At 68.9% G+C, this 24,018-nt stretch carries 27 protein-coding genes; 3 read left to right on the forward strand and 24 right to left on the reverse strand.

What is annotated here, in order from left to right:
• Positions 1-264: 264 nt before the first annotated feature.
• The 15 genes from ACPTTC_RS00175 to ACPTTC_RS00245 form a co-directional block, all read right to left on the reverse strand.
• Positions 265-1,395, reverse strand: a complete 1,131-nt coding sequence (locus tag ACPTTC_RS00175; RefSeq protein WP_423391230.1) for a porin — start codon at positions 1,393-1,395, stop codon at positions 265-267.
• A 281-nt stretch (positions 1,396-1,676) separates the two neighbouring features.
• Positions 1,677-2,354: a response regulator gene (locus tag ACPTTC_RS00180; RefSeq protein ID WP_423391231.1), complete on the reverse strand. Its 678-nt coding sequence runs from the start codon at positions 2,352-2,354 to the stop codon at positions 1,677-1,679.
• Positions 2,355-2,367: 13 nt separating this feature from the next.
• Positions 2,368-3,735: a sensor histidine kinase gene (locus ACPTTC_RS00185; protein ID WP_423393297.1), complete on the reverse strand. Its 1,368-nt coding sequence runs from the start codon at positions 3,733-3,735 to the stop codon at positions 2,368-2,370.
• 88 nt (positions 3,736-3,823) lie between these two features.
• A complete protein-coding gene (locus ACPTTC_RS00190) occupies positions 3,824-4,681 on the reverse strand; it encodes an ABC transporter permease (RefSeq protein WP_423391232.1) in 858 nt (285 codons plus the stop codon).
• A gap of 39 nt (positions 4,682-4,720) precedes the next feature.
• Positions 4,721-5,518 (reverse strand): ABC transporter ATP-binding protein, encoded by a 798-nt coding sequence (locus ACPTTC_RS00195; protein WP_048247995.1) that lies wholly within the window; start codon positions 5,516-5,518, stop codon positions 4,721-4,723.
• A gap of 93 nt (positions 5,519-5,611) precedes the next feature.
• Positions 5,612-6,616 (reverse strand): ABC transporter substrate-binding protein, encoded by a 1,005-nt coding sequence (locus tag ACPTTC_RS00200; RefSeq protein ID WP_423391233.1) that lies wholly within the window; start codon positions 6,614-6,616, stop codon positions 5,612-5,614.
• 174 nt (positions 6,617-6,790) lie between these two features.
• Positions 6,791-7,573 carry a flagellar biosynthetic protein FliR gene (fliR, locus tag ACPTTC_RS00205; protein ID WP_423391234.1) on the reverse strand — a complete coding sequence of 261 codons (783 nt, stop codon included), beginning with the start codon at positions 7,571-7,573 and terminating at the stop codon, positions 6,791-6,793.
• A gap of 23 nt (positions 7,574-7,596) precedes the next feature.
• A complete protein-coding gene (gene fliQ, locus ACPTTC_RS00210) occupies positions 7,597-7,869 on the reverse strand; it encodes a flagellar biosynthesis protein FliQ (protein ID WP_006491272.1) in 273 nt (90 codons plus the stop codon).
• Positions 7,870-7,888: 19 nt separating this feature from the next.
• Positions 7,889-8,650: a flagellar type III secretion system pore protein FliP gene (gene fliP, locus ACPTTC_RS00215; protein WP_226199171.1), complete on the reverse strand. Its 762-nt coding sequence runs from the start codon at positions 8,648-8,650 to the stop codon at positions 7,889-7,891.
• 36 nt (positions 8,651-8,686) lie between these two features.
• Complete coding sequence (gene fliO, locus ACPTTC_RS00220; protein ID WP_423391235.1) at positions 8,687-9,265, reverse strand: flagellar biosynthetic protein FliO; 579 nt, start codon at positions 9,263-9,265, stop codon at positions 8,687-8,689.
• A complete protein-coding gene (gene fliN / locus ACPTTC_RS00225) occupies positions 9,262-9,753 on the reverse strand; it encodes a flagellar motor switch protein FliN (protein WP_021162235.1) in 492 nt (163 codons plus the stop codon). Before fliN ends, fliO begins: the two co-directional genes overlap by 4 nt.
• Positions 9,746-10,744, reverse strand: a complete 999-nt coding sequence (gene fliM / locus ACPTTC_RS00230; RefSeq protein WP_175969783.1) for a flagellar motor switch protein FliM — start codon at positions 10,742-10,744, stop codon at positions 9,746-9,748. The genes fliN and fliM overlap by 8 nt, the downstream gene beginning before the upstream one ends.
• A gap of 22 nt (positions 10,745-10,766) precedes the next feature.
• A complete protein-coding gene (gene fliL / locus ACPTTC_RS00235) occupies positions 10,767-11,303 on the reverse strand; it encodes a flagellar basal body-associated protein FliL (RefSeq protein ID WP_049097223.1) in 537 nt (178 codons plus the stop codon).
• A 243-nt stretch (positions 11,304-11,546) separates the two neighbouring features.
• The gene (locus ACPTTC_RS00240; RefSeq protein WP_226199173.1) at positions 11,547-12,269 is read right to left on the reverse strand and encodes an LrgB family protein; all 723 of its coding nucleotides are present in this window, start codon (positions 12,267-12,269) and stop codon (positions 11,547-11,549) included.
• A gap of 13 nt (positions 12,270-12,282) precedes the next feature.
• Complete coding sequence (locus tag ACPTTC_RS00245; protein WP_423391236.1) at positions 12,283-12,759, reverse strand: CidA/LrgA family protein; 477 nt, start codon at positions 12,757-12,759, stop codon at positions 12,283-12,285.
• Between the two features lie 140 nt (positions 12,760-12,899).
• Here ACPTTC_RS00245 and ACPTTC_RS00250 point away from each other — a divergent pair, with 140 nt between their 5' ends.
• Positions 12,900-13,826 (forward strand): LysR family transcriptional regulator, encoded by a 927-nt coding sequence (locus ACPTTC_RS00250; RefSeq protein ID WP_226199176.1) that lies wholly within the window; start codon positions 12,900-12,902, stop codon positions 13,824-13,826.
• A 60-nt stretch (positions 13,827-13,886) separates the two neighbouring features.
• Here the strand turns inward: ACPTTC_RS00250 and ACPTTC_RS00255 are convergent, their stop codons facing one another.
• Both ACPTTC_RS00255 and ACPTTC_RS00260 read right to left on the reverse strand, forming a co-directional pair.
• Entirely contained in the window at positions 13,887-15,449 is a 1,563-nt protein-coding gene (locus ACPTTC_RS00255; RefSeq protein WP_175969788.1) for a DHA2 family efflux MFS transporter permease subunit, read from the reverse strand.
• A gap of 177 nt (positions 15,450-15,626) precedes the next feature.
• Positions 15,627-16,118 carry a MarR family winged helix-turn-helix transcriptional regulator gene (locus ACPTTC_RS00260; protein ID WP_175969789.1) on the reverse strand — a complete coding sequence of 164 codons (492 nt, stop codon included), beginning with the start codon at positions 16,116-16,118 and terminating at the stop codon, positions 15,627-15,629.
• A gap of 174 nt (positions 16,119-16,292) precedes the next feature.
• Between ACPTTC_RS00260 and ACPTTC_RS00265 the strand changes: the two genes are divergently transcribed.
• Both ACPTTC_RS00265 and ACPTTC_RS00270 read left to right on the forward strand, forming a co-directional pair.
• A complete protein-coding gene (locus ACPTTC_RS00265; protein WP_423391237.1) occupies positions 16,293-16,577 on the forward strand; it encodes a multidrug ABC transporter ATPase in 285 nt (94 codons plus the stop codon).
• A 263-nt stretch (positions 16,578-16,840) separates the two neighbouring features.
• Positions 16,841-18,403 carry an efflux transporter outer membrane subunit gene (locus ACPTTC_RS00270; protein WP_423391238.1) on the forward strand — a complete coding sequence of 521 codons (1,563 nt, stop codon included), beginning with the start codon at positions 16,841-16,843 and terminating at the stop codon, positions 18,401-18,403.
• Positions 18,404-18,425: 22 nt separating this feature from the next.
• On the opposite strand, the gene ACPTTC_RS00275 is transcribed toward ACPTTC_RS00270, so the two are convergent.
• The 7 genes from ACPTTC_RS00275 to ACPTTC_RS00305 are packed head-to-tail and all read right to left on the reverse strand — an operon-like array spanning position 18,426 to position 23,994.
• Complete coding sequence (locus tag ACPTTC_RS00275) at positions 18,426-19,214, reverse strand: type II secretion system protein N (RefSeq protein WP_423391239.1); 789 nt, start codon at positions 19,212-19,214, stop codon at positions 18,426-18,428.
• Between the two features lie 31 nt (positions 19,215-19,245).
• The gene (gene gspM / locus ACPTTC_RS00280) at positions 19,246-19,752 is read right to left on the reverse strand and encodes a type II secretion system protein GspM (RefSeq protein WP_175956588.1); all 507 of its coding nucleotides are present in this window, start codon (positions 19,750-19,752) and stop codon (positions 19,246-19,248) included.
• Positions 19,749-21,110 (reverse strand): type II secretion system protein GspL, encoded by a 1,362-nt coding sequence (gene gspL / locus ACPTTC_RS00285; protein WP_423391240.1) that lies wholly within the window; start codon positions 21,108-21,110, stop codon positions 19,749-19,751. The genes gspM and gspL overlap by 4 nt, the downstream gene beginning before the upstream one ends.
• Before the next feature lie 26 nt (positions 21,111-21,136).
• A complete protein-coding gene (gene gspK / locus ACPTTC_RS00290; protein WP_423391241.1) occupies positions 21,137-22,270 on the reverse strand; it encodes a type II secretion system minor pseudopilin GspK in 1,134 nt (377 codons plus the stop codon).
• Between the two features lie 2 nt (positions 22,271-22,272).
• The gene (locus ACPTTC_RS00295; protein ID WP_413227050.1) at positions 22,273-22,932 is read right to left on the reverse strand and encodes a PulJ/GspJ family protein; all 660 of its coding nucleotides are present in this window, start codon (positions 22,930-22,932) and stop codon (positions 22,273-22,275) included.
• Between the two features lie 7 nt (positions 22,933-22,939).
• Positions 22,940-23,428 carry a type II secretion system minor pseudopilin GspI gene (gene gspI, locus ACPTTC_RS00300; protein WP_423391242.1) on the reverse strand — a complete coding sequence of 163 codons (489 nt, stop codon included), beginning with the start codon at positions 23,426-23,428 and terminating at the stop codon, positions 22,940-22,942.
• Positions 23,425-23,994, reverse strand: coding sequence for a GspH/FimT family pseudopilin (locus tag ACPTTC_RS00305; RefSeq protein ID WP_423391243.1), 570 nt, complete (start codon positions 23,992-23,994; stop codon positions 23,425-23,427). The genes gspI and ACPTTC_RS00305 overlap by 4 nt, the downstream gene beginning before the upstream one ends.
• Between the last annotated feature and the right edge of the window lie 24 nt (positions 23,995-24,018).

A 24,018-nucleotide genomic window follows, 5' to 3' on the forward strand; every position in this document is an offset into this window, starting at 1 on the left:
CCGAAACGCTAGCGAGTCGATCGGCCGAGGTCAAGCGCCGATGTGGGGCGAGCGTGCGGACATCGGCCGCGATCGCCCGCCGGACGGGCCGCAAGCGGCTTCGGGCCGGTTGTCGGATGGCCGGCCGGCGGGCGCCTGGCGGGCGTCTGCGGCGGCACGCCGGAAAGGACGAAAAAAGGGCACGGTCGGCGCAAAGCGCCGGCGTGCCCGCATGGAGAATCCCGGACGGAGGGTGCGGCGGGGCCCGACGGGCCCCGTTTCCGGTCAGAAACGCGTGCGGATGCCCGACGTCAGTTCGAGCTGGTTCTTCGCGCCGAACGTCGACGACACCGTGTAGCCGCCGTGCAGCTTCATGTAGTCGCCGGCGAGGTAGACCTCGGTGCGCTTGCTCAGGTGATAGAACACCGACCCGTAGATCGTTTCCTTGAAGCCGTTGGCGACGCCGTTGGTCAGGCTGAACGCGCCGAGGTTCGCGTTCGGGACGAAGCCGTCCGAGTTGTACGCGGCGTTCTTGACGCGCATCTGCTGGTAGCCGAGCTCGTAGTCGAGCGCGCCCTTCGGCGCGATCTTCATCGACACCGTCCACGAATCGTCGTGGCGCTGGCCGAGCGAGCCCTGGTCGCCGTTGTAGCGGAAGTAGCCGGCATTCAGGCGCACGATGTCGAACGTGTAGTTGCCGCCGACCGAGAACGTCTGGTTCGTGAAGCCGCCGTTGTTCACGTGGTTGTAGAAGCCCGACACGTTGAACGGGCCGCCGTTGTAGCCGAGCGCGACCTGGTACGCGGAGCCGGTGGCGAACTGCGTCGAGTTGCTGAACTGGTAGCCGGCGCTCGCGAAGATGCCGTTGCTGAACAGCTTCTTCCACGCGATGCCGTTGTTGTAGCGCGTGCCGGTCGGGCCGGCCGCGTAGAAGATCATCTGCTTGAAGTTGTTCGAGTTGGTCCAGCCGCCTTCCTCGGTCGTCAACTTCGCGGTGCCGTACGGGTCGCCGTAGATCGCGGCCGCGTCGCGCGCGATCGTGTTCTGGAAGCCGGCCGTCAGCTTGCCGAAGCGCTCGTCCTCGACGCCGACCCATGCATCGCGGTCGAAGATCTGGCCGCTGTCTTCCATCTGGCCGTTCGCGACCACGAATTCGCTTTCGAGGCGGAAGATGATCTTCGTGCCGCCGCCGATGTCTTCGGCGCCGCGCAGGCCCCAGCGGCTGCCGCTGAACCACGGCTCGCCTTCGTTGCCCATGCCGATCACGTGATTGCCGTTCGCGTCGGCGTGGGTCCGGTAGGTCGGAAAGCTCAGGTCCATCAGGCCGTAGAGCTGCACGCTCGATTGCGCATGCGCCTGGGTGCCGGCGCACAGGCCAGCCGCCGCGATGGAAAGGGCAAGGGTTTTTCGTTTCAAGATCGTCTCCTCCGAGCTGCCGTATTGAAATCCGGTCGTTGGCAGTACGCAATGTATGCCGACTCTTGCCGGCCACAGCGAGAGGGCCGACGCATCGCATCGTAGAGGGTGCAATCCTTCACGACGCTTTCCCGGATGCAAGAATCGGATCGGTGAAAACACCGAACGCGCAACAATCACGGATCGGGCAGGCACGCGGGCGCGCACCCGCCGGGCGGCGGCAGGCCTGAACGACATTTCGTGCTACGAATCGAGAATCGGAGGCGGCGCAGGGCCGCCCGTCAGTCCTGCGTGCTCTTCATGCGCAGGATGTAACCGAGCCCGCGCAGCGTGATGATCTCGGCCGTGCTGCCCGAGAGATGCTTGCGCAGCCGGTGGATGTAGATGTCGATCGCGTCGGCGCTCGGCTCGTCGTCGAGCGCGAACACGCTGTCCATCAGCCGCGCCTTCGACACCGTCTTGTTCTGCTGCAGCATCAGCGTTTCGAGGATCGCGTGCTCGCGGCGGCGCAGTGCGAGCACCGTTTCGCCGCAACGGAATTCGCGCGTGCCGAACGCGTAGACGAGATCGCCGCACACGAGCTGCGTCGTGCCGACGCCGGCCTGCCGGCGGATCAGTGCGCGAATCCGGGCGACCAGCTCGCGCGATTCGAACGGCTTCACGACGTAATCGTCGGCGCCCGCGCCGAAGCAGTCGACCTTGTCGTCAATCGAGCCGTGCGCGGTCAGCATCAGCACCGGCACGTTGTCGTTGCGGCGCCGCAGCCGTGCGAGCACCTCCTTGCCGCTGATGCCGGGCAGGCGCATGTCGAGCAGCACCGCGTCGTAGCGTTCGGTCTTCAGCACCGTGTCGGCGCGCTCGCCGTCGCCGACGCAGTCGACCGCGAAATCCTCGCCGCGCAGCAGGTTCACGATCCAGTGCGCGAGTTCGGCGTTGTCTTCGACCAGCAGGAGTTTCATGACGGCTTTCTCTTCAATCGTAGGCGGGCAGCCGCACGGTCACGACGATACCGCGATTGCCGGGGCCCGGCGCGAGCGACGCGCTGCCGCCGTGCGCCTGCGCGATCTCGCGGACGATCGCAAGCCCGAGGCCCGAGCCTTCGGTGTCGGCGGACACGCGGTAGAACCGCTTGAACACGTGCGGACGCGCTTCGGCCGGGATGCCCGGGCCGTTGTCGACCACGTCGAGCACGATCGCGTCGCCGTCGCGGCGTGCGCAGACCGTCACGCAGCCGCCCGGCTGCGTGTAGCGCACCGCGTTGTCGACGAGGTTCATCACCAGCGCGGTCAGCAGGCTGTCGCTGCCCGCGACGTCGAGCCGCTCGCCGAGATCGGCGCCGAGGTCGATGTCGCGCCGCTGCGCGAGTACGATCGTCTCCTCCAGCACGCTCGACACCACGGCCGCGAGATCGACGCGATGGTTCAGCAGCGTCGACGGTGTCGCTTCCGCGTGCGCGAGCAGCAGCAGCTTGTCGGTCACGTCGGCCATCTTGCGGCTGCTGCGCTGCATGCTGTCGAGCACCGCGGCAAGCTCCGGATCGTCGTGCCCGCGCCGCTGCGCGTACTGGATCTGCGTGTCGAGCACCGCGATCGGCGTGCGCAACTGGTGCGCGGCATCCGCGATGAAGCGGCGCTGCGTGGCCGTGTGCGTGTTGAGCCGCGCGATGCACTGGTTGATCGCGTCGACGATCGGCCGCAGCTCGTTCTGCAGCCGCTCGGGGCGGATCGGCTCCAGCTCCATCGGCCCGCGGTCGGCCACGTCGTCCTTCAGCTTCATCAGCGGGCGCATCTCGAAGGTGAGGCCGAGGTACACGAGCCCCATCGCGAGCATCAGCATCAGCGACAGCCGCACGAGCTGCGGCCGCCAGATCGTCGCGACCATCGCGTGGTGCGAGCGCGTCGTCTTCGCGACGACCACCGTGGCCGTCTCGACCCGTCCCTCGTCGTACAGCTGGCGATCGTAGGCCACCGCGCGCAGCGGCACGCCGTCGAGCGACGTGTCGTACAGCGTCGGCTCGACGCCGTGCCGCGCGGGCACGTCGAGCGCCGGCGTGCCCGCGAGCAGGCGGTCGTGGCCGTCGATCACCTTGTAGAACACCGAATCGCGCGACGGCGATTCGAAAATCTCCAGCGCGGCCGGCGGTACGTCGGCGACCGGCAGCCCGTTGCGCCATTCGATGTCCTCGCCGATCGTGCGCGCGGACGCGACGAGCGCGCTGTCCTGCACGAGCGCGGCCGTGGTCCGCGCGGTGTCGTACGACATCGCGCCGGCGATCAGCACGAACACCGCGAGCGGCAGCAGCAGCCACCACAGCAGCCGTCCGCGCAGGCTGTGCGCCATCCCGTTGCGCTCCTTCTCCGAAATGCCGAACCGCGCCGGGGGCGCCGGCGCGGTCGGGGGTGTCATGTCAGGCGTCCGCCTGCGGCGTTCAGAACGCCGCGGGGCGCCACTTCAGCAGCCGCTTCTCGAGCCACGTCAGCAGGTAGTCGGCGGCCAGCGCGACCACCGCCAGCACGATCATCGCCGCGAATACGCCGCTGGCATTGAACGCGCCCTGGGCGGTGGAGATTAGCAAACCGATGCCCTGCTTGGAACCCAGGAATTCGCCGACGACCGCACCGACCAGCGCGAAGCCGAAGCTCACGTGCAGGCTCGCGAGAATCCAGCTCAGCGCGGACGGGATCACGACCGCCGTGGTGATCTGCCGGCGCGACGCGCCGAGGATCTGCGCGTTCGCGATCAGGTAGCGGTCGGCTTCGCGCACGCCCTGGAACGCGTTGCCGAACACGACGAAGAACACCATCACGACGGCCAGCGCGATCTTCGACGCCATCCCGAGGCCCAGCGCGATCACGAAGATCGAGCCGAGCACGACGCGCGGAATCGAGTTCGCGATCTGGATGTACAGGCCGAACACGTCGGCCATCAGCTTGTTGCGGCCGAGCACGATCCCGCAGATCACGCCGGCGACCGAGCCGATCACGAAGCCGATGCCGGTTTCCTCGAGCGTGACCCATACCTGCGTGAGCAGCGGGCCCTGCGACGTGCCGTTCACGAACCAGTCCTGGATCTGCGCGAAGATCAGCGACGGCATCGAGAAGAAGAACGGATCGATCCACTTGAGGCGTGCGGCGAGTTCCCACCCGCCGAGCACGATCACCAGCACGGCGATCCGCAGCGTGACGATCAGGTTGCGCCGGCGGCGCAGCCGGCGTTGCGCGGCGCGCTCGTCGTCCTCGAGCGTCGTCGCCGGAATGGCGGTGGGGGGAAGCGTCATGTCGGTCATGCTCCTGTCCTTGCTGTCTTTTGCCGGGCTGCGTGTGCGTCAGCCGATCTGCACTTCTTCGCGCAGGTCGTGCCAGATGTCCTTGGAAATTTCGATGAAGCGCGGGTCGTAGCGGATCTCCGACGTGACGCGCGGGCGCGGCAGGTCGATCTCGTACACGCGCTTGAGCGTGGCAGGCCGCGCGGTCAGCACGAACACGCGGTCGGCGAGCGCGATCGCCTCCTCGAGATCGTGCGTGACGAACACAACCGAGCCTTTGTTCGCGGACCAGAGCTGCAGCAGCTCGTCCTGCATCAGCGTGCGCGTCTGCATGTCGAGCGCGGAGAACGGCTCGTCCATCAGCAGGATTTCCGGCTGGTTGATGAAGGTCTGCGCGAGCGCGACGCGCTTCCTCATCCCGCCGGAAAGCTGGTGCGGGTAGTGCTTCGTGAACTTGTCGAGGCCGACCTTGCGGATCCATTCCTCGGCCTGCGCGTACGCGACGTCCTTCGAGCGGCCGCGGAACAGCGGGCCGGCCGCGACGTTGTCGATCACGTTGCGCCACGGGAACACGGCGTCGGCCTGGAATACGAAGCCGATGCGGGGATCGATCCCGTCGACCGGGCGGCCCATCACGCGCACCTCGCCCGACACGGGCTTGAGCAGCCCGGTGATCAGGTTCAGCGTCGTCGACTTGCCGCAGCCGGTCGGCCCGACGATCGCGATGAACTCGCCGCGCGCGACGCTCATGCTGAAGTCGCGCAGCGCGACGGTGGCCTTGCCTTCCGGCGAAATGAAGCGGCACGACACGTTGCGAAACTCGATCGCCGGTGTGCTCGGGGAGACTGCCTGGTTCATCGCATTCGTCCTGCGGGTGAAGAGGGCGTCGCATCGTGGCGCAACGCCGGGCCGGTCAACCGGGCCGGAACGGGGCACGCACGGCGCCGCGGCTTACTTCGCGTTCACGAAATCGTTCGTGAAGGTGCGCGCCAGGTCGATATGCTTGCCCTTCACCGACGGGTTGAACGCCGACAGCACCTTCAGCACGGTCGCCGGGCCGTCGGCCGGCATCTTCGCGTCGGCCGTATACATCGGCAGCGACGCCTTCAGCGCGCTCACGTACAGCGCCTTGTCCTTCTGGTAGTCGGCCGGCATCTTCGCGGCGATGTCTTCGGCGCTGTGCGTGTGGATGAACTGCATCGTCTTCGCGAATGCATGCGCGAGCTTGGTGGCTTCCGCCTTGTGCGAATCGGCCCACGCCGACTGCACGTACAGGCTCGCGGCCGGGTAGGTGCCGCCGAGCGCGGCGCGCGTGCCTTCCAGCGTGCGCAGATCGACCAGCACCTTCGCGTCGCCCATCTTCTCGAGCGCGGACACGGTCGGCTCGGTCGTCATCCCGGCGTCGATACGGCCCTGCTTGATCGCGGCGATGAAGCTCGCGTCGGCGCCGACCGGCAGCATCGTGTACTGGGTCGACGGCACGCCGTGCGCAAGCGCGAGGTATTGCGTGAGGAAGCTCGTCGACGAGCCGAGGCCGGTCACGCCGAGCGTCTTGCCCTTCGCGTCGGCCATCGACTTGAAGGTCGGCGCGGCCTTGGTCGACACCATCTCGACTTCGCCCGGCACCTGGCCGAACACGGCGATCGCCTTCACGTCCTTGCCCTTGCTCTGCAGGTCGATCGTGTGGTCGTAGAAGCCGACCACGCCCTGCACGGCGCCCGCGAGCAGCTCGTTCTCCGCGTCGACGCCGGCCGGCTGCGACAGCAGCTCGACGTCGAGCCCTTCGGCCTTGAAGTAGCCGAGTTCCTGCGTAAGCCGCGCGGGCAGGTAGATGAGCTTCGCGATCCCGCCGACCATGATCGTGATCTTGCCGCCGTCGTCGGCAAAAGCGGGGGCAGCGGCAAGCGCGCAGCTCAGGCTGGCTGCAACGGCGAGGGTGCGCAGGATGGGTCGCATCGGGTCGTCTCCGTTCGTTGTATTCGTATGGCGCGATGCTTGCTGCATCGTCACGACGAGTATAGGGAGGCGAAACCTTCTGCAACCTTTCGCGGAGGGACGGTTCGTTTAGGGGTTTTCCAGCAACGGAGGGCCGGAACAGGCGGGGTCTTCCCGAAACGGGGCGGGAGGCGCTCACCGCCACCCGATCAGCACCCGCCCCATCGCGTCGAGCCCCATGTCGAACAGGTGCGACACGAACGGCACGAGGTTCGGCACCATCAGTTGCACGAGCAGCAGCCCGACCAGCATCGTGACGGGAAAGCCGATCTGGAACACGCCGATCTGCGGCGCCGCGCGGTTCAGGATGCCGAGCGCGAGGTTCGTGATCAGCAGCGCCGCGACCACCGGCAGCGCGAGCAGCAGCCCCATCTCGAACACGGTCGCGCCGAACGCGGCGAGCGTGCGCCAGCCGGGCGCGTGCAGCAGGTCGGCCGACACCGGCAGCGACTGGAACGACGCGGCGAGCGCGGCGAACACCTGCAGGTGGCCGTCCACCGCGAGGAACGCGAGCATCGCGACGGCATTCAGGAAGCGGCCCATCACGGGCGTCGCGCCGCTCGTGTGCGGATCGAAGAAGGTCGCGAAGCCGAGCCCCATCGACAGCCCGATGAAGTCGCCGGCCGCCTCGACGGCCGCGAACACGATCTGCATCGCGAAACCCATCGCGACGCCGATCAGGAACTGCGTGACGAGGATCCAGATCCCTGGTGCGGAGAATACGGTGACGTCCGGCATCGCGCCGAGCGTGGGCGCCACGACCAGCGCCATGAACGCGGCGAGGCCGATCTTCACGCGCACGGGCACCGCCGCGTGGCCGACGACGGGCGCGGTCGCGACGAGCGCGAGCATCCGCACGAACGGCCACAGGAACGCCGTGAGCCAGCCGTTGAGCTGCGCGTAGGTAACCGAGAACATCGCCGCCGGGTGGTGCGCGCGGCTCAGCCGACGCCGAGCGTCGCGACGTGCAGCAGCGTCTGCCGCAGGTAGTCGAGCATGGTCGTCAGCATCCACGGGCCGGCGATCACGAGCGTCGCGGCGACCGCGAGCAGCTTCGGGATGAACGACAGGGTTGCCTCGTTGATCTGCGTCGCGGCCTGGAACAGGCTCACGACGAGGCCGACCGCGAGCGCGACCAGCAGCAGCGGGGCGGCCAGCAGCAGGCCGACCATCATCGCCTGGTGCGCCAGGGTCATCACTTGTTCGGGCGTCATCGCGCGTTTCCTCCGCCGCTTACGTAAAGCTCTGCGCGAGCGAGCCGATCAGCAGCTGCCAGCCGTCGACCAGCACGAACAGCATCAGCTTGAACGGCAGCGACACGGTAGATGGCGACACCATCATCATCCCCATCGACATCAGCACGCTCGCGACGACCATGTCGATGATCAGGAACGGGATGAAGACCGTGAAGCCGATCTGGAAGCCGGTCTTCAGCTCGCTCGTGACGAACGCGGGCACCAGCAGCGACAGCGGCACGTCTTCGGGGCCCTGCATCGGCGCGGCCTTCGAGATCTTCGCGAACAGCGCGAGATCGGTCTCGCGGGTCTGCTTCAGCATGAAGGTCTTGAACGGCGCGACGCCGCGCTGCACGGCCTGCTCCATCGGCATCGAGCCGTCGGAGAACGGCTTGTAGCCGTCGTTGTACGCGCGGTCGAGCACCGGCGACATCACGAAGAAGGTGAGGAACATCGCGAGGCCGACGAGCACCTGGTTCGGCGGCGTCGTCGCGGTGCCGAGCGCCTGGCGCAGCAGCGATAGCACGATGATGATGCGCGTGAAGCTCGTCATCATCAGCATCATCGCCGGCAGGAACGACAGCATCGTGAGCAGCAGCATCGTCTGCACGCTCAGCGAATACGTGGTGCCGCCGTGCGGGCCCGGGCTCGCGTTGAACGCGGGCAGGCCGTTCGCCTGCGCATGGGCGAGCGCGGGCGCGAGGCAGAGGATCAGCACGGGCGCGAAACGCGCCGCGCGATGCAGGAATGCGTGTTTCATCGGAATGCGGGGTCGGAAAGAGGGCGCGGCGCCATGTCAGCGGTCCTTGCCGCGACCGAGGCGCTTCGCGGCTTCGCCCGCGAGCGCGTCGCGAAACCGCGCGCCGAACGTGCCGGGCAGGCCGCCGTCGGACGGGGCGGCGCCGGCGGGTGCGTCGGCCGAAGCCGAAGCCGCCGTCGCGGTGGCCGCCGCCGAACCGGCCGGCAGCGTATGCAGCAATCGCACGTTGCCCGGCGCGACGCCGAGCACGAGCCAGGTGTCGCCGATCTCGACGATCGTCGCGCTTTCCTTCGCGCCGACCGCGACGCTCGACACGACCTTCAGCGGGCCGCCGCGGCGTGCGTGCTGGAAGCCGAAGCGGCGCGCGAGCCACGCACACGCGAACACGAGACCGATCACGACCACGAGCCCGACCAGCGTCTGCAGCACCGCGCCGAAGCCGAGCGACGGTGCGGCCGAACCGACCATCACGCTCGATGCGATCGAGCCGGCGTGGTTCACCGCGTTCATGTCGGCGGCGCCGGCCGGCCCGCAGGCAAGCGACGCCGCAATGGCCGCGGCGGCGGCCGCCACGCGCGCGACACGCACGCGGCGGCCGGGCGCTGCGACGTTCATCGATTCAGCTTCCGGATGCGTTCGGCCGGCGTGATGATGTCGGTCAGGCGGATGCCGAACTTGTCGTTGACGACCACGACCTCGCCCTGCGCGATCAGGCAGCCGTTCACGAGCACGTCCATCGGCTCGCCGGCCATGCCGTCCAGCTCGACCACCGAGCCCTGCGCAAGCTGCAGCAGGTTGCGGATCGCGATCTTCGTGCGGCCGAGCTCCACGGTCATCTTGACCGGGATGTCGAGAATCATCTCGATGTCGTTGTGCGTCGAGCTCGCCGCGGCCTTCGACAGCGGCTGGAACACGCCGGCGCCCGTCGCGCCCGGCTGCACCGGCTGCTGGTTCTGCTCGGCGAGTGCGGCCGCCCAGTCGTCCATGCCCGGATCTTCTTCCGCCGCGGCCGGCGCCGCCTGCGCGGCGGCGGCCGATGCCGCGAGGGCCGCGTCGGCCATCGCTTGTGCGTCGTCCTCGGGCGTCTGGTTCAGCTCACTCATATCCACCTTCCTTCATCGAATCGCCCGCGCTGATCATCTTCTGCACGCGCAACGCATATTGACCATTGAAAATTCCGTAGCCGCATTCCATCACCGGCACGCCGTCGACCTTCGCGGTGATCGTGTCCTCGATTTCCAGCGGCAGCACGTCGCCCGCGCGCAGGTTCAGGATCTTCTCGAAGGTCGACGAGATCTCGGCGAGGTTCGCGGTCAGCTCGACCTCGGCGGCCTGCACCTGCTGCGACAGCACGCGCACCCAGCGGCGGTCGACTTCGAGCGCCTCGCCCTGGATCGGCGACGCGAGCACGTCGCGGATCGGCTCGACCATCGAGTACGGCATGCAGATGTGCAGCGTGCCGCCCGTCGGCCCGAACTCGATCGAGAACTGCGTGACGATCACGATCTCGTTCGGCGTCGCGACGTTCGCGAACTGCGTGTGCATCTCCGAGCGCACGAATTCGAACTGCAGCGGCCGCACGCTCTTCCATGCGGTCGTGTAGTGCTCGAACACGAGGTTCAGCAGCTTGCCGATGATCCGCTGCTCGGTGGCCGTGAAATCGCGGCCCTCGACGCGCGTGTGGAAGCGCCCGTCGCCGCCGAACAGGTTGTCGACGACGAAGAACACGAGGTTCGGGTCGAACACGAACAGCGACGTGCCGCGCAGCGGCTTCACGTGCACGAGGTTCAGGTTCGTCGGGATCGGCAGGTTGCGGGTGAACTCGCTGTACTTCTGCACCTTCACCTGGCTGACGGAGATTTCCGCCGTGCGCCGCATGAAGTTGAAGATGCCGATCCGCAGCAGGCGCGCGAAGCGATCGTTGATGATCTCGAGGCCGGGCATCCGGCCGCGGACGATTCGCTCCTGCGTCGCGATGTTGTAGGGGCGGACGCCCGATGTGTCGCGGTGCTCGTCGACTGCATCGGCTTCGCCCGTGACGCCCTTGAGGAGGGCATCGACCTCCTCCTGGGACATGAACTCCTGGTGACCCATACGCGCTCCTTTCGCGGCCGCGTTACTGGACGACGAATTCGGTGAACAACACGTCGTCGACCTTCGCGCGCTGGTTGCCCGGCTGCGTAGGCTGCTCGATCAGTTCCCGCAGTTCCTTCGCGAGCGAACGTTTGCCGTCCGGCGTCGCGAGATCCTCGGGATGCTTGTTCGACAGCGCAAGCAGGATCCGGCTGCGGATCTCCGGCATCCGCGCGGTCAGCTGCTCCTGCGCCTTCGGGTCGGTGAGCTTCAGCGACAGGCCGACGCGCAGGTAGTGCTGCGCGCCGTCGTCGGACTGCAGGTTCACGGTCAGCGGGTCGAGCGGGAAGAACACCGGCGCGGCAAGCGGCGCCGGTTCGGCGGGCGCGCTCGCATGGCCGACGCCTTCCTTGCTCAGGAACACGTACATGCCGCCGGCTGCGGCAGCCGCCGCGCCCAGCGCGATGACGGCGATGAGCGCGATGCGCTTGAACTTGCCGGACGAAGCCGGCTTGTCGGCGGTCGGGTTTGCGGTCGTGGAGGCCATGTGAATGCGTGCGTGATGTCTCGTAGCATGCATTGTTCGGCATCCGGGCCGAGCCCGATGGGCGGAAAAGAGGGGGGATTTGCGGCTATCTCAGCCGATTGTCGGCCGGGTGTCGGGCGGATGCAGGGTAAGTGGGGGCGGAAAGGGCCGCCGGGCTGGCGGCCGACGCGTGCGTGGCCGGGAAGGGGCGCCGTTCCCGCCGCACGGAGCCTGCCACGCCGATGGCGGCAGGCGCGATCGGGCCGGGCCGGCGCCTGGCGGGCGCCGGCCGCCCGCTCAGATCGGCAGCAGCGTCAACAGCGGCGCGATCAGCACCATCGCGACGCCCGCGATCATCATCGTGAGGCTCGACACGACGCCTTCCTCGCTGCCGATCTCGCGCGCCTTCGCGGTGCCCACGCCGTGGGCGGCCGCGCCGAACAGCGCGCCGCGCGCAAGCCGCGTGCGCAGCGGCACCAGTGCGAGCACGATCTCGCCGAGCAGCATCCCGCAGATGCCGGTCGCGATCACGAACAGCGCGGTGAGATCCTTCGGCGCGTGGATCTTGTCCGACACGGCGAGCGCGAACGGCGTCGACACCGAGCGCGTCATCAGCGAGCGCTGCAGCTCCGGCGACAGGTGCAGCAGCTTCGCGAGCAGCAGCGACCCGCACACGCCCGCGCCGATCCCGACCGCGACGCCGACCGACAGCGACAGCCAGTGGCGGCGGATCAGGTCGCGATAGTCGTAGATCGGCACCGCGAACGCGATCGTGGCCGGGCCGAGCAGCCACATCAGCCAGCGCGTGTCGTGGAAGTAGACCGAATACGGGATGCCGGTCAGCAGGACGAGCAGGACCAGCACGCCCGGCACGAACACGAGCGGCGAGAACAGCAGCGTCTTCTTGAACGCGTAGAGCCGCTTCGACACGAAATACAACACGATCGTCAGCACGAAGCAGCCGAACGAGATCGCGGTGTTCGCCTCGTCGGCGGACAGGTTCGTCAATGCGGCCAGCATGGCAGGCTCCGCCTCAGTGTGCCGACGCGGCGCTCAGGCGCGTGCGGCGGCGTTCGGCGCACACGCGCTGCACGGCGAGCCGGCGCTCGAGCTTCGCGGCGAGGTCGACCGCGACGGCCACGGCGACCATCACGAACGCGGTGCCGGCGAGCATCACCAGCGCGATGCGCCAGCCATCCTCGCGGAACAGCCCGCCGTACTGCACGGCCGCGACGGCGGCCGGCACGAAGAACAGCAGCATGTCGGACAGCAGCCAGTTCGCACCGTCCTTCACCCACGCGGGCGCGACGCGGCCCGAGAACAGCAGCACGAGGAGCACCGCGAGGCCGATCACGCCGGACGGGATCGGCAGCCCGATCTTGCGCACGGCCCAGTCGACCGCCATCCACAGCGCGCCGAGCGCGGCGGCCTGCAGCGCGATCCGGCCCGTGTGCGCCAGGCTGCCCGAAGCGGCGGGGCGGGCGGCAAGTGCGGCGGTCGGCTTGGTCATGGCGGGCTCCCTACAGATATTCCGTTGATGGTGCGAGTATAGGGTTTCCCCTAACCATAAATAAAATGACTTGTCTCTATCCTTATCATTCCAATTCGGAATTCGTTTTTTGATCGCCGCACCAATTTGGGGAGTCGTCGATGGAATTGCGCGCGCTGCGGTACTTCGTCGAGGTGGTTCGCCAGCAGAGTTTCACGGCGGCCGCCGACAAGCTGTTCGTGACCCAGCCGACCATCAGCAAGATGGTGAAGGCGCTCGAGGACGAGATCGGTTCGCCGCTGCTGCTGCGCGACGGCCGGCAGATGGTGCTGACCGACGCGGGGCGGATCGTGTTCCAGCGCGGCCAGGACGTGCTCGCCGCGCAGGCGCAGCTGCAGTCGGAGCTGAACGACCTCGGCACGCTCGGGCGCGGCGAGCTGACGATCGGGGTCCCGCCGCTCGGCGGCTCGCTGTTCACGCCGATCATCGCCGCGTACAAGCAGCGCTACCCGAACATCGAGCTGAAGCTGTTCGAGCAGGGCGCACGGATGATCGAGGCCGCGCTGATGTCGGGCGAGCTCGAACTGGGCGGGCTGCTGGAGCCGGTCGATCCCGGCACCTTCGAGCGGTTGCCGATGGTGCGCGCGCCGTTATGGCTGGTCGCGCCGCGCGAATCGCGCTGGGAGGATCACGCGGCCGTGCCGCTCGCGGATCTCGCGCGCGAGTCGTTCGTGTTCTACGCGGAAAGCCTCGCGCTGCACGACGCGGTGCTCGATGCGTGCCGGCAGGTCGGCTTCACGCCGTCGATCGTGAGCCGCAGCGGCCACTGGGATTTCATGGCCGCGCTCGTGCATGCGGGGGTCGGCATCGCGCTGCTGCCCGAGCCGTATTGCCGGCGGCTCGACGCGGGCCAGTTCACGTGCCGGCCGATCGTCGAGCCGGAGATCACGTGGGCGATCGCGCTCGGCTGGCTGAAGAAGGGGTATCTGTCGCACGCGGCGCGCGCGTGGCTTGAAGTGGCGCGGGCGACGCTGCCGATCGCGCCGGGCGACGACCTCGCGTTCGGCGGGTTGCGGGCGCGGGAGTGACGCCCGCCAAGGCGGGCGGCAAAGCGGACGAGGCGGGCGCAACGGCCGCCCGCCGCGCGGTCAGTGCCCCATCGCCGGCCCGGCGCCCTTCCTCGGCTTCGTGATCCACACGAGCGCCGCGAGCGCGCCGAACATGAACGCCGACAGCAGGAAGAAGTCGTTGGTCGCCATCATGAAGCCCTGCTGCGTGACGAGCTGATTGAGCTGCGCATTGGCCGTCTGGCCGACGATGCCGAGCTGCGACAGCGCGCCCTGGTAGTCGGTCGTGCTCTGCGCATACACGCTCACCGATTCCGACAACCGCGCGTGGTGGTAGATCGCATCGTTCTCCCAGAACGTCGAACTCGCCGCGGTGCCGATCGCGCCCGACAGCGTGCGCAGGAAGTTCGACAGCCCCGACGCGCTCGCGAGCCGGTCGTCGGGGATGCTCGACAGCGTGATCGTCGTCATCGGCACGAAGAAGCACGCAACGCCGATCCCCTGCACCAGACGCGGCAGGATCACATGGCTGAACGGCACGTCGAGCGTAAACGTCGAGTTCCAGATCGACACGCCGGCGAACACGATGAACGCGAAGCTCGCGACCATCCGCAGGTCGAGCCGGTGCATGTTGCGGCCGATCAGCGGCGACAGCACGAGCGCGAGCAGCCCGACCGGCGCGGTCGCGAGGCCGGCCTTGCCCGCCGTGTAGCCCATCACGGTCTGCAGCCACAGCGGGAAGATCACGACCGAGCCGAAGAACGCCATGAAGCCGAACGAGATGATCATCGCGCCGAGCGCGAAGTTGCGGTCCTTGAAGAGCGACAGGTCGACCACCGGCTCCTTCTCGGTCGCCTCCCAGACGAGCATGAACGCGAGCGACACGACCGCGATCAGCGCGAGCGCGACGATGAACGTCGAGTTGAACCAGTCGCGGTCCTTGCCGAGGTCGAGCATCATCTGCAGGCACGACACGCCGATCACGAGCAGCGCGAGGCCGATCGCGTCGATCCGCTGCTTCGACGTCTTCGTCTCGCGGCCGCGCAGCAGGAAATACGCGCAGGTCGCCGAGAAGACGCCGATCGGCAGGTTGATGTAGAAGATCCACGGCCACGTGTAGTTGTCGCTGATCCAGCCGCCCAGCAACGGGCCGAAGATCGGTGCGACGATCACCGTCATCGCCCATAGCCCGAGCGCGAGCCCGCGCTTCGCGGGCGGGTAGCTGCGCATCAGGATCGTCTGCGACAGCGGCACCATCGGCCCCGACACGAGGCCCTGCAGCAGCCGGAACGCGATCAGCGTCTCGAAGTTGGTCGCGAGGCCGCACAGCGCCGACGCGATCGTGAACGCGAGCACCGACAGCGTGAACAGCCGCACCTCGCCGACCCGCCGCGCGAGCCAGCCGGTCAGCGGCACCGCGATCGCGGAGGCAACCGAGTACGACGAGATCACCCAGGTGCCTTCGCTCGTCGCGACGCCGAGGCTGCCCGAGATGGTCGGCACCGCGACGTTCGCGATCGACGTGTCGAGCACTTCCATGAAGGTGCCGAGCGCGAGCCCGACCGTGAGCAGCGCGAGTGCACCGCCGGACAGCGGTGCGGGTTCGGCAGCGGGGGAGGCGGCGGATGCCGTGGTGGCGGACATCGAAATCTCCTAGACGCGGCGCGCGCGACGCGCCGGCACAACGCACGGGTGTGCGCCGCAGCGCAGCCCGGCCGGGTGGAACGGATAAAGGGAAAAGGGGAGCGCGTGCCCTGTCATCTTCTGCCCAGACAGACAAATAAACGAACGCTTAACCTAGACATGGGGCCTCCGCGCACATCAGCTGTCCGCTTCGTCGTCGGGTTTCGGGCAACCGGTCGAGCCGGGCCCATTGGCGATGAAGCGCTGCAGCAGGCCGATGAGCGTCGCGAGCTCGTCGGCCGAGAAACCGTCGAGCTGCGCGTTGAGCGTGGTCGCGATCAGCGACGGCAGCGCCCGGGCTGCTTCGGCGCCGCGTTCGGTCAGCGTCAGCTCGATCATCCGGCGATCCTGCTCGCTGCGCGAGCGTGCGACCAGCCCCTTGCGTTCGAGCCGGTCGAGCAGCCGCGTCATCGAACCGCTGTCGTACGACATCCTGCGGGACAGCTCGAACGGCGTGCGCGCATAGCCACGCGACAGCAACAGGATCACGCCGATCTGCTGCGCGGTGAGGTCGAGTGGCTCGAGCGCACGATCCATCCGCTCGACGAGCGCCTGCTTCGCCTTCGACAGGTAATAGCCGAGGCTCGTTTCCAGCGCGATGTTCTCGGGATCGTAGAGGCCGCCTGTCATGCGATTGCGCACGCAGCAATAGTGCGTTTCAGATTTAAACGCGCCCAGTATCTTGAAAATTGATTGCTTAGTCAATATTATTTGAGGCAACCAGTTACGACGTGCATGTTGCACTGCCGGAGACTATGTTCTGACCGATTCGCCCGCGCTGCGGGCACCCCGAGGATGTTCGCGATGCTGTTCCTGAAAAATGCCGCCGGCGCGCTGCGCCGCAACCTGACCGATACCGCTCATCATGCGTTTTCCGGGCCGCACCGCGGCTGGAAGATCGCGCTGTACGTGACGATGCTGGTGGTGCCGGGCGGCTCGCTCGCGGCGCTCGGGTTCGCATGGTTCGATCATCGCCGGCAGCGCAATGCGAAAGACGGCGCGCGCCGCACGGGCCAGCCGGCCGCGACGGAGCCGTCGACATGGCGGCCTGCCGCCGAACCGCTCCCGCTGCCCGCGCGCTGCCACTGACATCGCGCGGCTCCCGCCTTCCCGACTGCTCCGACTGGGCGCCGGCCGCGTCACGCAACGGCCGGCGTCACGCGTCCGGCTTCCCGTCAGCGAGCCGTAATGGCCGGTAAACCAGCCGCTCGCGCCCGTAACACATTCCTGTCGCCGCGCACCGTACCCTTGGGGCTGCGCAGCTTTCCCGCCGTCAGTTACCATTTGTCCGCCAGCGGCACGACGACCGCACCGCGCGACGCCGCCCCCCGCGCCCAGACAGGAAAACCACCATGCCGTACACCTCCCTCCCGCGCGCCCTTCGCCCGCTGAGCGCCGCCGTCGCCGTCGCGACGGCCGTGCTGCTCGCCGGCTGCGCCGTCGGGCCCGACTATCACCGGCCCGACACGTCGATCCCCGCCGCGTACAAGGAAGCGCCGGCCGGCTGGAAGGTCGCGCAGCCCGCCGACCGCACCGACCGCGGCGCGTGGTGGACGGTCTACAACGATCCGCAGCTCGATGCGCTGATCGGCAAGCTCAACGCATCGAACCAGACCATCGCGCAATCGGCGGCTGCGTACCGGCAGGCGCGCGCGCTCGTCACCGAGGCGCGCGCCGCGTATTTCCCGACCGTCGGGCTGACCGCATCGGGCTCGCGCGCCCGCACGCCGCGCACGTCGGTGTCGTCGGGTTCGTCGAGTTTCAGCGGCAGCTCGTCGATCAGCAACAGCTACAGCATCGGCCTCGACGCGAGCTGGGAACCCGACCTGTGGGGCAAGGTGAGCCGCACCGTCAGCGCACAGCGCGCCGGCGAAGCGGCCGCGGCGGCCGATCTCGCGAATGCGCGCCTGTCGCAGCAGGCGCTGCTCGCGCAAACCTATTTCCAGCTGCGCACGTCCGATGCGCTGCAGAAGCTGCTCGACGACACCGTGAAGTCGTACGAACAGTCGCTGAAACTCACGCAGAACCAGTACGCGCAGGGCGTTGCCGCGCGCGCGGACGTGATCCAGGCGCAGACGCAACTGCAAAGCGCGCAGGCGGCGTCGATCGACAACGGCGTCGCACGCGCGCAGTACGAGCATGCGATCGCGACGCTGATCGGCGAACCGGCGTCGACCTTCTCGCTGCCGCCGAACCCGCTCGCGGCCGAGCCGCCGATCACGCCGGTGGACGTGCCGTCCGCGATCCTCGAACGCCGCCCCGACGTCGCGGCGGCCGAGCGCCGTGCGGCGGCCGCGAACGAGCAGATCGGCGTCGCGATCTCCGCGTTCTTCCCGACCCTCACGCTGTCGGCCACCGGCGGCTTCCAGAGTTCGGTGTGGTCGCAGCTGTTCACGCTGCCGGCGCGCTTCTGGACGGTCGGTCCGCAGCTCGCGGCCACGCTGTTCGACGCAGGGCTGCGCGCCGCGCAGACCGACGCCGCGCGCGCGACCTACGACCAGGACGTCGCCGCGTACCGCCTCGCGGTGCTCACCGCGTTCCAGGACGTCGAGGACAACCTCGCGTCGCAGCGCATCCTCGCGCAGGAAATCGACGTGCAGCGGCAGGCGGTCGACAGCGCCGAGCATTCGCTCGCGATCGTCACGAACCAGTACAAGGCCGGCACGGTCGCCTACCTGAACGTGCTGACCGCGCAGACCACCGCGTTCACCGCGCAGCAGAAGCTCGCGACGATTGCCGGGCAGCGGATGGTGTCGTCGGTCGGGCTCGTGAAGGCGCTCGGCGGCGGCTGGAACGTAGCGGAGATGGCGCGCGAGAACGGCGACATGGCGGCGCCGGCACCCGTGCCGGCGTCCGGTGCGGCCGCGCCCGCGGCCACCGCACCGTCGCTCGCCGTGCCGCTCGCACAGAAGTAGGAAGGGAAGGGCGACGCGCGCGTCAGCGCTGCGCGTCGCCGAAGATCAGCGAAACCTCGTTGTTCCCGATCGGGTGACCGAGCAGGTTCAGCAGCCCGGCGAGGTTGGCCTGTTGTTCGGGCGCCGAATGCGCGGTGCCGCGGAACGATCCCTGGCCCGGGCCGAAGTTGCCGTGGCCGTCGAGGAACAGCGGGCCCTGCGTCGTCGACAGGTCGAGATCGGCGCCGGCGCCCTTCGCCTGCAACACCGCGCGGTACGAACCGAGCGGCTTCACGCGCGATACGCGCGAACTCATCGAGTCGATCGTCACCGTCAGCTGGCCGAACGCGTTGTTGCCGATCAGCCGCCAGTCACTCCAGCCGAGCCGCACGTCGCCCTGCAGGTCGAGCGTGTTGAACGGCGTGCCGAGCCCCGCGAGCAGCGACGCGGGCACGGCCATCGTACCCGCCGACAGCACCGCGCCGCGCCACGTCGCATCGAGCGTGACCGCATCGGGCATCGCCTCGGTCTGCCGCATGCGCATCCGCACGCGCCCGGTCAGCAGCGGCCAGAAATCCGTGGTCCATTCGACCCGGCCCGGCAGCAGCGTCGCCGCGCTCTGGTCGGCCCCCGGCGCGAGCATCAGCGTGCCGGAGCCGTGCCACAGCGACCCGTCGGGATCGACGAGATTCACGTGCCCGCCGGTCGCGCGTGCGAACTGCGGCGCGATCCACGCGGCCGGCGCGAGCGCGACGAGCGTCACCGCCGTCGCCAGGCCACCCGCCAGTACCCACGGCAATGCGGTGGCGAGCCGCTTGATCCCCGGCCTCATCGGCCGACCGCCACTTGCGTCATCCACTGCGTCATTTCTGCGTAGACGGTTGCATCACGGCCGTCAGGTCGACCTGGCCGTCGTCCTTCAGCGCCGTTGCATGCGCCTCGCCGACCTGCACCTTGAACTGCCGGCGCGCATCGTCGAGCCACTGCGTCCACGCCGGGAACGACACGTTCTTCATCTGGATCTGCACGCCGTTGCCGACGATCTGCACCTGCGCGCCCTGCAGCCCGTGATCGGACAGCGACGCGGTCAGCGCGTCCTTCAGCGCGAGGCCGGTCGGCGCCACGCCCTGCGCGGCGGCCGCCAGCGACTTCGCCTCGTTCGCCTGCGCGGTCATCTGCGCGAGCTCGCCGCGCATCGTCGGCAGTTCGCGCTGGATCCGTGCGCGGCCTTCCTGCGCGGGCGACCACAGCACCGAATACGCGATCGTGACCGCCAGCACGGCGCCGCCCCAGCCGAGCAGCGTTTTTTCGCGCTGGGTGCGCTCGCCCCAGAACTGGGCCAGCGTCTGGTTCAGTTGTTCCATCTTCATGAGCGGCTCCGGATCGTCCATTTGCCCGTGTTGCTGTCGACTTCGCCGGACAGTCCGTTACGTGCGAGGCGCTGCGTGAAATCGGGATCGACCTTGACCTCCGGCTTGAAGCCGACATCCAGCCGCCGGTCGTGATAGTCGAGCGACGCGATGCCGTTCAGCGGCAGCGCGCCCATCGAACGCGACAGCCCGCTCGCCAGCGCGAGGAAATCGTTCGGCGACAGCTCGCCGGCCGCCAGGCGCAACTGGTCGAGCTGGCGCTGCATCTGCGCGGGCGGATCGAGCACCGTCGTCGTCTTCGGGAACGCGGACAGCAGCGTCTCGGTAATCTGCGCCGACAGCGCATCGCGCTCGCGCGACAGCTTCCACCAGTGCAGGTTCATCCCGATCACCGCCACGCCGAGCGTCGCCGCGACGAGGGCGAGCGGCACCCGCAGGCGCTTCACCGTCGCGCGGTCGAAGCGCCACGGCTGCGATTCGAATTCGAACTGGCACAGGTCGAACTTCTCGGTCAGCGCGCGCCGCGCGAACGCGTCGAACGACAGCGGTGCGGCGCCCGGCAGCAGCGGGCCGCCGTCGGTGCGTCCGATCGATGCCAGGCGAGGCTCCGCGCCCGGTTCGCCGAGTTCGTACAGTTCGACATCGCCGCCGCCTGCCAGCGCGGCCAGCGTGCCTGCCGCGCGCGACGCAGGCGCCGCGAAGCCTTCACCAAGCGCACCGCGTGCGACCGCGAGTTCGAGGCGCGGCGCACCGGCGGCGGCCGGTTGCGCGCCGGCCTCGACGAGCACTTGTTCAACCGATGCCGCGAGGCCGAGCACCGCGGCCACCGTCGCCGGGCGGGCCGGCGGCGCCTCGACGGCGTCCGCAGCAACCGCCGCGGCATCGACCTCGCTGTCAGCCGGCGCAGCGCTTACGTGCGGCGCCGGCAGGCAGCGGGTCGCGGGCACCGCGCTCAGGTGCCGGTGGCCGGCCGCCGTGAACGCGTCGCAGATCGTGCGGAACCACGCGCGATCGACGACGGCCAGCACGCGGCGCCCGTCGGGCAGCGCGTCCGGATCAATCGCGATATGGCAGCCGAGCGGATCCTGGATCAGCTGATCCTCGACGATGTTGGGCAGCGCCTGACGCAGCTTCGGCCCCTTCAGCGGCGGCACGGTCGCGGCCAGCAGCAGCACGTCGCGCGCGGCGACGATCAGCACCGTCGCATTCGCGCGCGGCAGCAGCGCGAGCGCGGCGCGGCCGGCGCGCTGCACATGGCCGGCCTTGTCGACGAGCGTGAACGGCAGCTCGGGCCACTGCCATTCCTGCAACGGCACGGCAGGCTCGCGCGGCGGCAAAGAAACAATCAACGTGCTCACAAGAGCTCCTCTCCCGATTGGCGTCGTTATAGCTGGTCGCGGATGCGCACGACCCGTGTCGAGTGCGTGGTCGGATCACGATACACGAGCGAGGTGCGATCGACCTCCGCGCGTTCGTGCTGGATCCGGCCATGCACGATGAAATAGCTCGAATTGACGTCGACGACGCTCGAGTCGAGCGTCACGTTCGGCGGCGCACCGGCGCCGCGCAGCGCGAGCTGCACGTCGGCGAGGTTGCGGAAAAACACGGTCTCGCGGCGCGACACGAGCGCCTGCGCGGACGACACGCTCATCCCCGGCATCAGCGCCGCAATGACCTCGGCCGGCGCGGTGTTCATGTTCACGGGCGTCGTGGTCGGCAGCACGGTGACGAACGGGCGCAGCCGCGCGACCATCTCGGGCGTCACGCCGTCGACGTCGAGCAGGCTGTCGACGCCCGTCATCATCAGCGGCGCGGGCCCGCGGTCGCCGCCCGTCATGCCGGGATCGTCGGTGAAGCCGCCGCCGCCTTGCTGATCGGTCGTCACCGGCGCGGTGACCGGCGGCGCCGTGCCGCCACCCGGCAGCGTCGGCATCTGGAAACGCGTCGCCGAATTCAGCAGGCCCGCGCGCACCTGCAGCGCGATGCGCTTCGCGAACGCGCCGTCGTAGCCGAGCGTCGCCAGCAGGCGCTGGAACGCCTGGACCTGCGTGACGTTCAGCTGCAGCACGCCGGGCGCCGGCGACGCCACGAGGTTGCGCAGGTTGAACTTCGCCTGTGCGTCCTCGATCGAGCCGGAGATATAGGTGTCTTCGCCGCCGGTGTCGTTGGGCGCGCCGATCCGGCCAAGGAAGTCCGACAGTTTCGTCTTCGCGATCGGTACGCCCCAGATCCCGCCGAGATACGTGATGCCGGGCGCCGTATCGCCTTCGGAGCGCAGGATCATCCGCGTCCAGTCGAGCGCGCCGCGCGCGACCCACTGCGCCTGCGCGATCACGCGCTGGTTCTCGATGCGGCGGATCTGCACCTGCTGGCGCCACAGCATGCCCGAGACGAGGATCGCCGACAGCGCGACGACGAGCAGCGCGGTGATGATCGCCGCGCCGCGCTGGCTGCCGCGTGCGCGTGCGCGACCGGCAGCACGGGCGGCAAACAACCGGCGGGGAGGGCGCGCGCGCATCGTCATTCCCCGACGAGGAAGATGCGCGTGACCGGCACGCGCAGCGACGTCGCGCCGATGCTGACCTGCAGCCCCGTCACCGCGCGCGCAGGCGGCGCGTTGCCGATCTGCGGCACCTTGAGCGCATCGTTGTTCTGCGCGAGCGCTTCGTCGGCCGTCTGCAGGTTGGTGGTCCAGCCCACGCGCGGCACGTACAGCTTCGCGTCGATCGCGCCGACGCCGCCCATCAGCGCGACCCAGCTCCAGCCTTCGACGCTGCTGTCCTTCAGCATGCTGCGCAGCCGGTTCGCGTCGTCGATCGGCGGCGACGCATAGCGCACGACGCGCCCGCCGGCGATCCGGTAGCGGACCACCTGCAGCCGCGGCGCGACGCCCGGCACCTCGAGTTCGCGGACGATCTGCAGCGTATTGCCGGCGACGCCGATCGCCGGCTGGCCGGCCTCGTCGTCGGTCGCGGCGAGCCGCGCGTCGATGCGCATCTGGTCGAACATCTGCGCGAACACGCGCTCGTCTTCCATTGCGGCCGCGACCTTGTCGCGGCCGCGCATGATCTGGTCGAGCCCGCGCCACGCGAGGATCGCGACCACCGCGAGGATCGCGATCGCGATCATCAGCTCGATCAGCGTGAAGCCGCGGGCGGGGCGGGCGAGCGGGCGTCGCATCGGCGCGTCAGAGCGGACGGCTGGTTTCATTCGCGACCACCGTCACCATCTGCGCGAGCACGCCGGTGTGCCCCGGCATGCTCACCGAAATCCGCACGCGCCGGAACACCGGGTTGGGCGTGGTGCTCACGCGCTGCGTGCAGACGAGCTGCACGTTGCCCTGCGAGCAGTCGAAACTCTGTTCGCCGATCTCCGGCCACGCATGCGTAAGCCGCATCTGCGCGAGCGCGTTGTCGGCGCTCCAGCCGGCGAGCAGCCGGCGATGAAGATCGGACGCGTTGGTCGCCATCGTGCCGACCGCGCGGATCGAAGCGGCGAGCGCGACCGCGATGATCGCGAGCGCGACCAGCACCTCGATCATCGTGAAACCGCGCGCCCCAGCGAGGCCGGCCGCAGGCCGGGCTCCGGAGAAAACCCGCCCGGGGTGCCCCGAAGGAAGTCCCCTTGGGGGGCGCGATGAAGAAACGGAAGAGGGCAGGCGACGACGCATCGTCATTGCACCTCGTAGCGGCCATTGCCGGTGCCGACGATCGTCGCGCTGCCGGCCGCCGAATGCAGCGTCACGCGCACCGGCGTGTCGATGCTCTCGGTGCCGAACACGACGCGATTCGCGTGCGTGTCGGACCCCGGATAGTCGATGTCGGCGCCGGTGACGCCACCATCCCAGTCGCGCGGACGCAGCAGGTCGTCGCGCAGCGTGCGCCAGCCGTCGGGCGAGCTCACGTCGAAACGGAAGCCGTGCGCGGTCGGCTGCCACGCGATCGGCCGGGCACGCACCTGCGCTTCGTCGCCGGCCGTCTCGAACAGCAGCGCGATGCGCTGCGCCTCCTCGCGCAGGTCGGTGCGCGGATTGCGCGTGAGCGACAAGGACGCGAGCGACACGAGTAACCCCGCGATCACGAGCACGACCAGCATTTCGAGCAGCGTGAAGCCGCGCGCGCGACGTCGCCGCGCCGCTTGCAACGCGCGCCCGCCGTCGGCACGCGCCGGCACGGACGAAGCCGCGCCGCGACGCACACGGCAATCGCGGCCGCAGCGGAAGGTCGTGCGAATGGCGAGCATGAAGAACGGGAGCGAAGCGTCGGG

It is taken from the genome of Burkholderia mycopellens (assembly GCF_964265025.1).
Classification (GTDB): Bacteria; Pseudomonadota; Gammaproteobacteria; order Burkholderiales; family Burkholderiaceae; genus Burkholderia.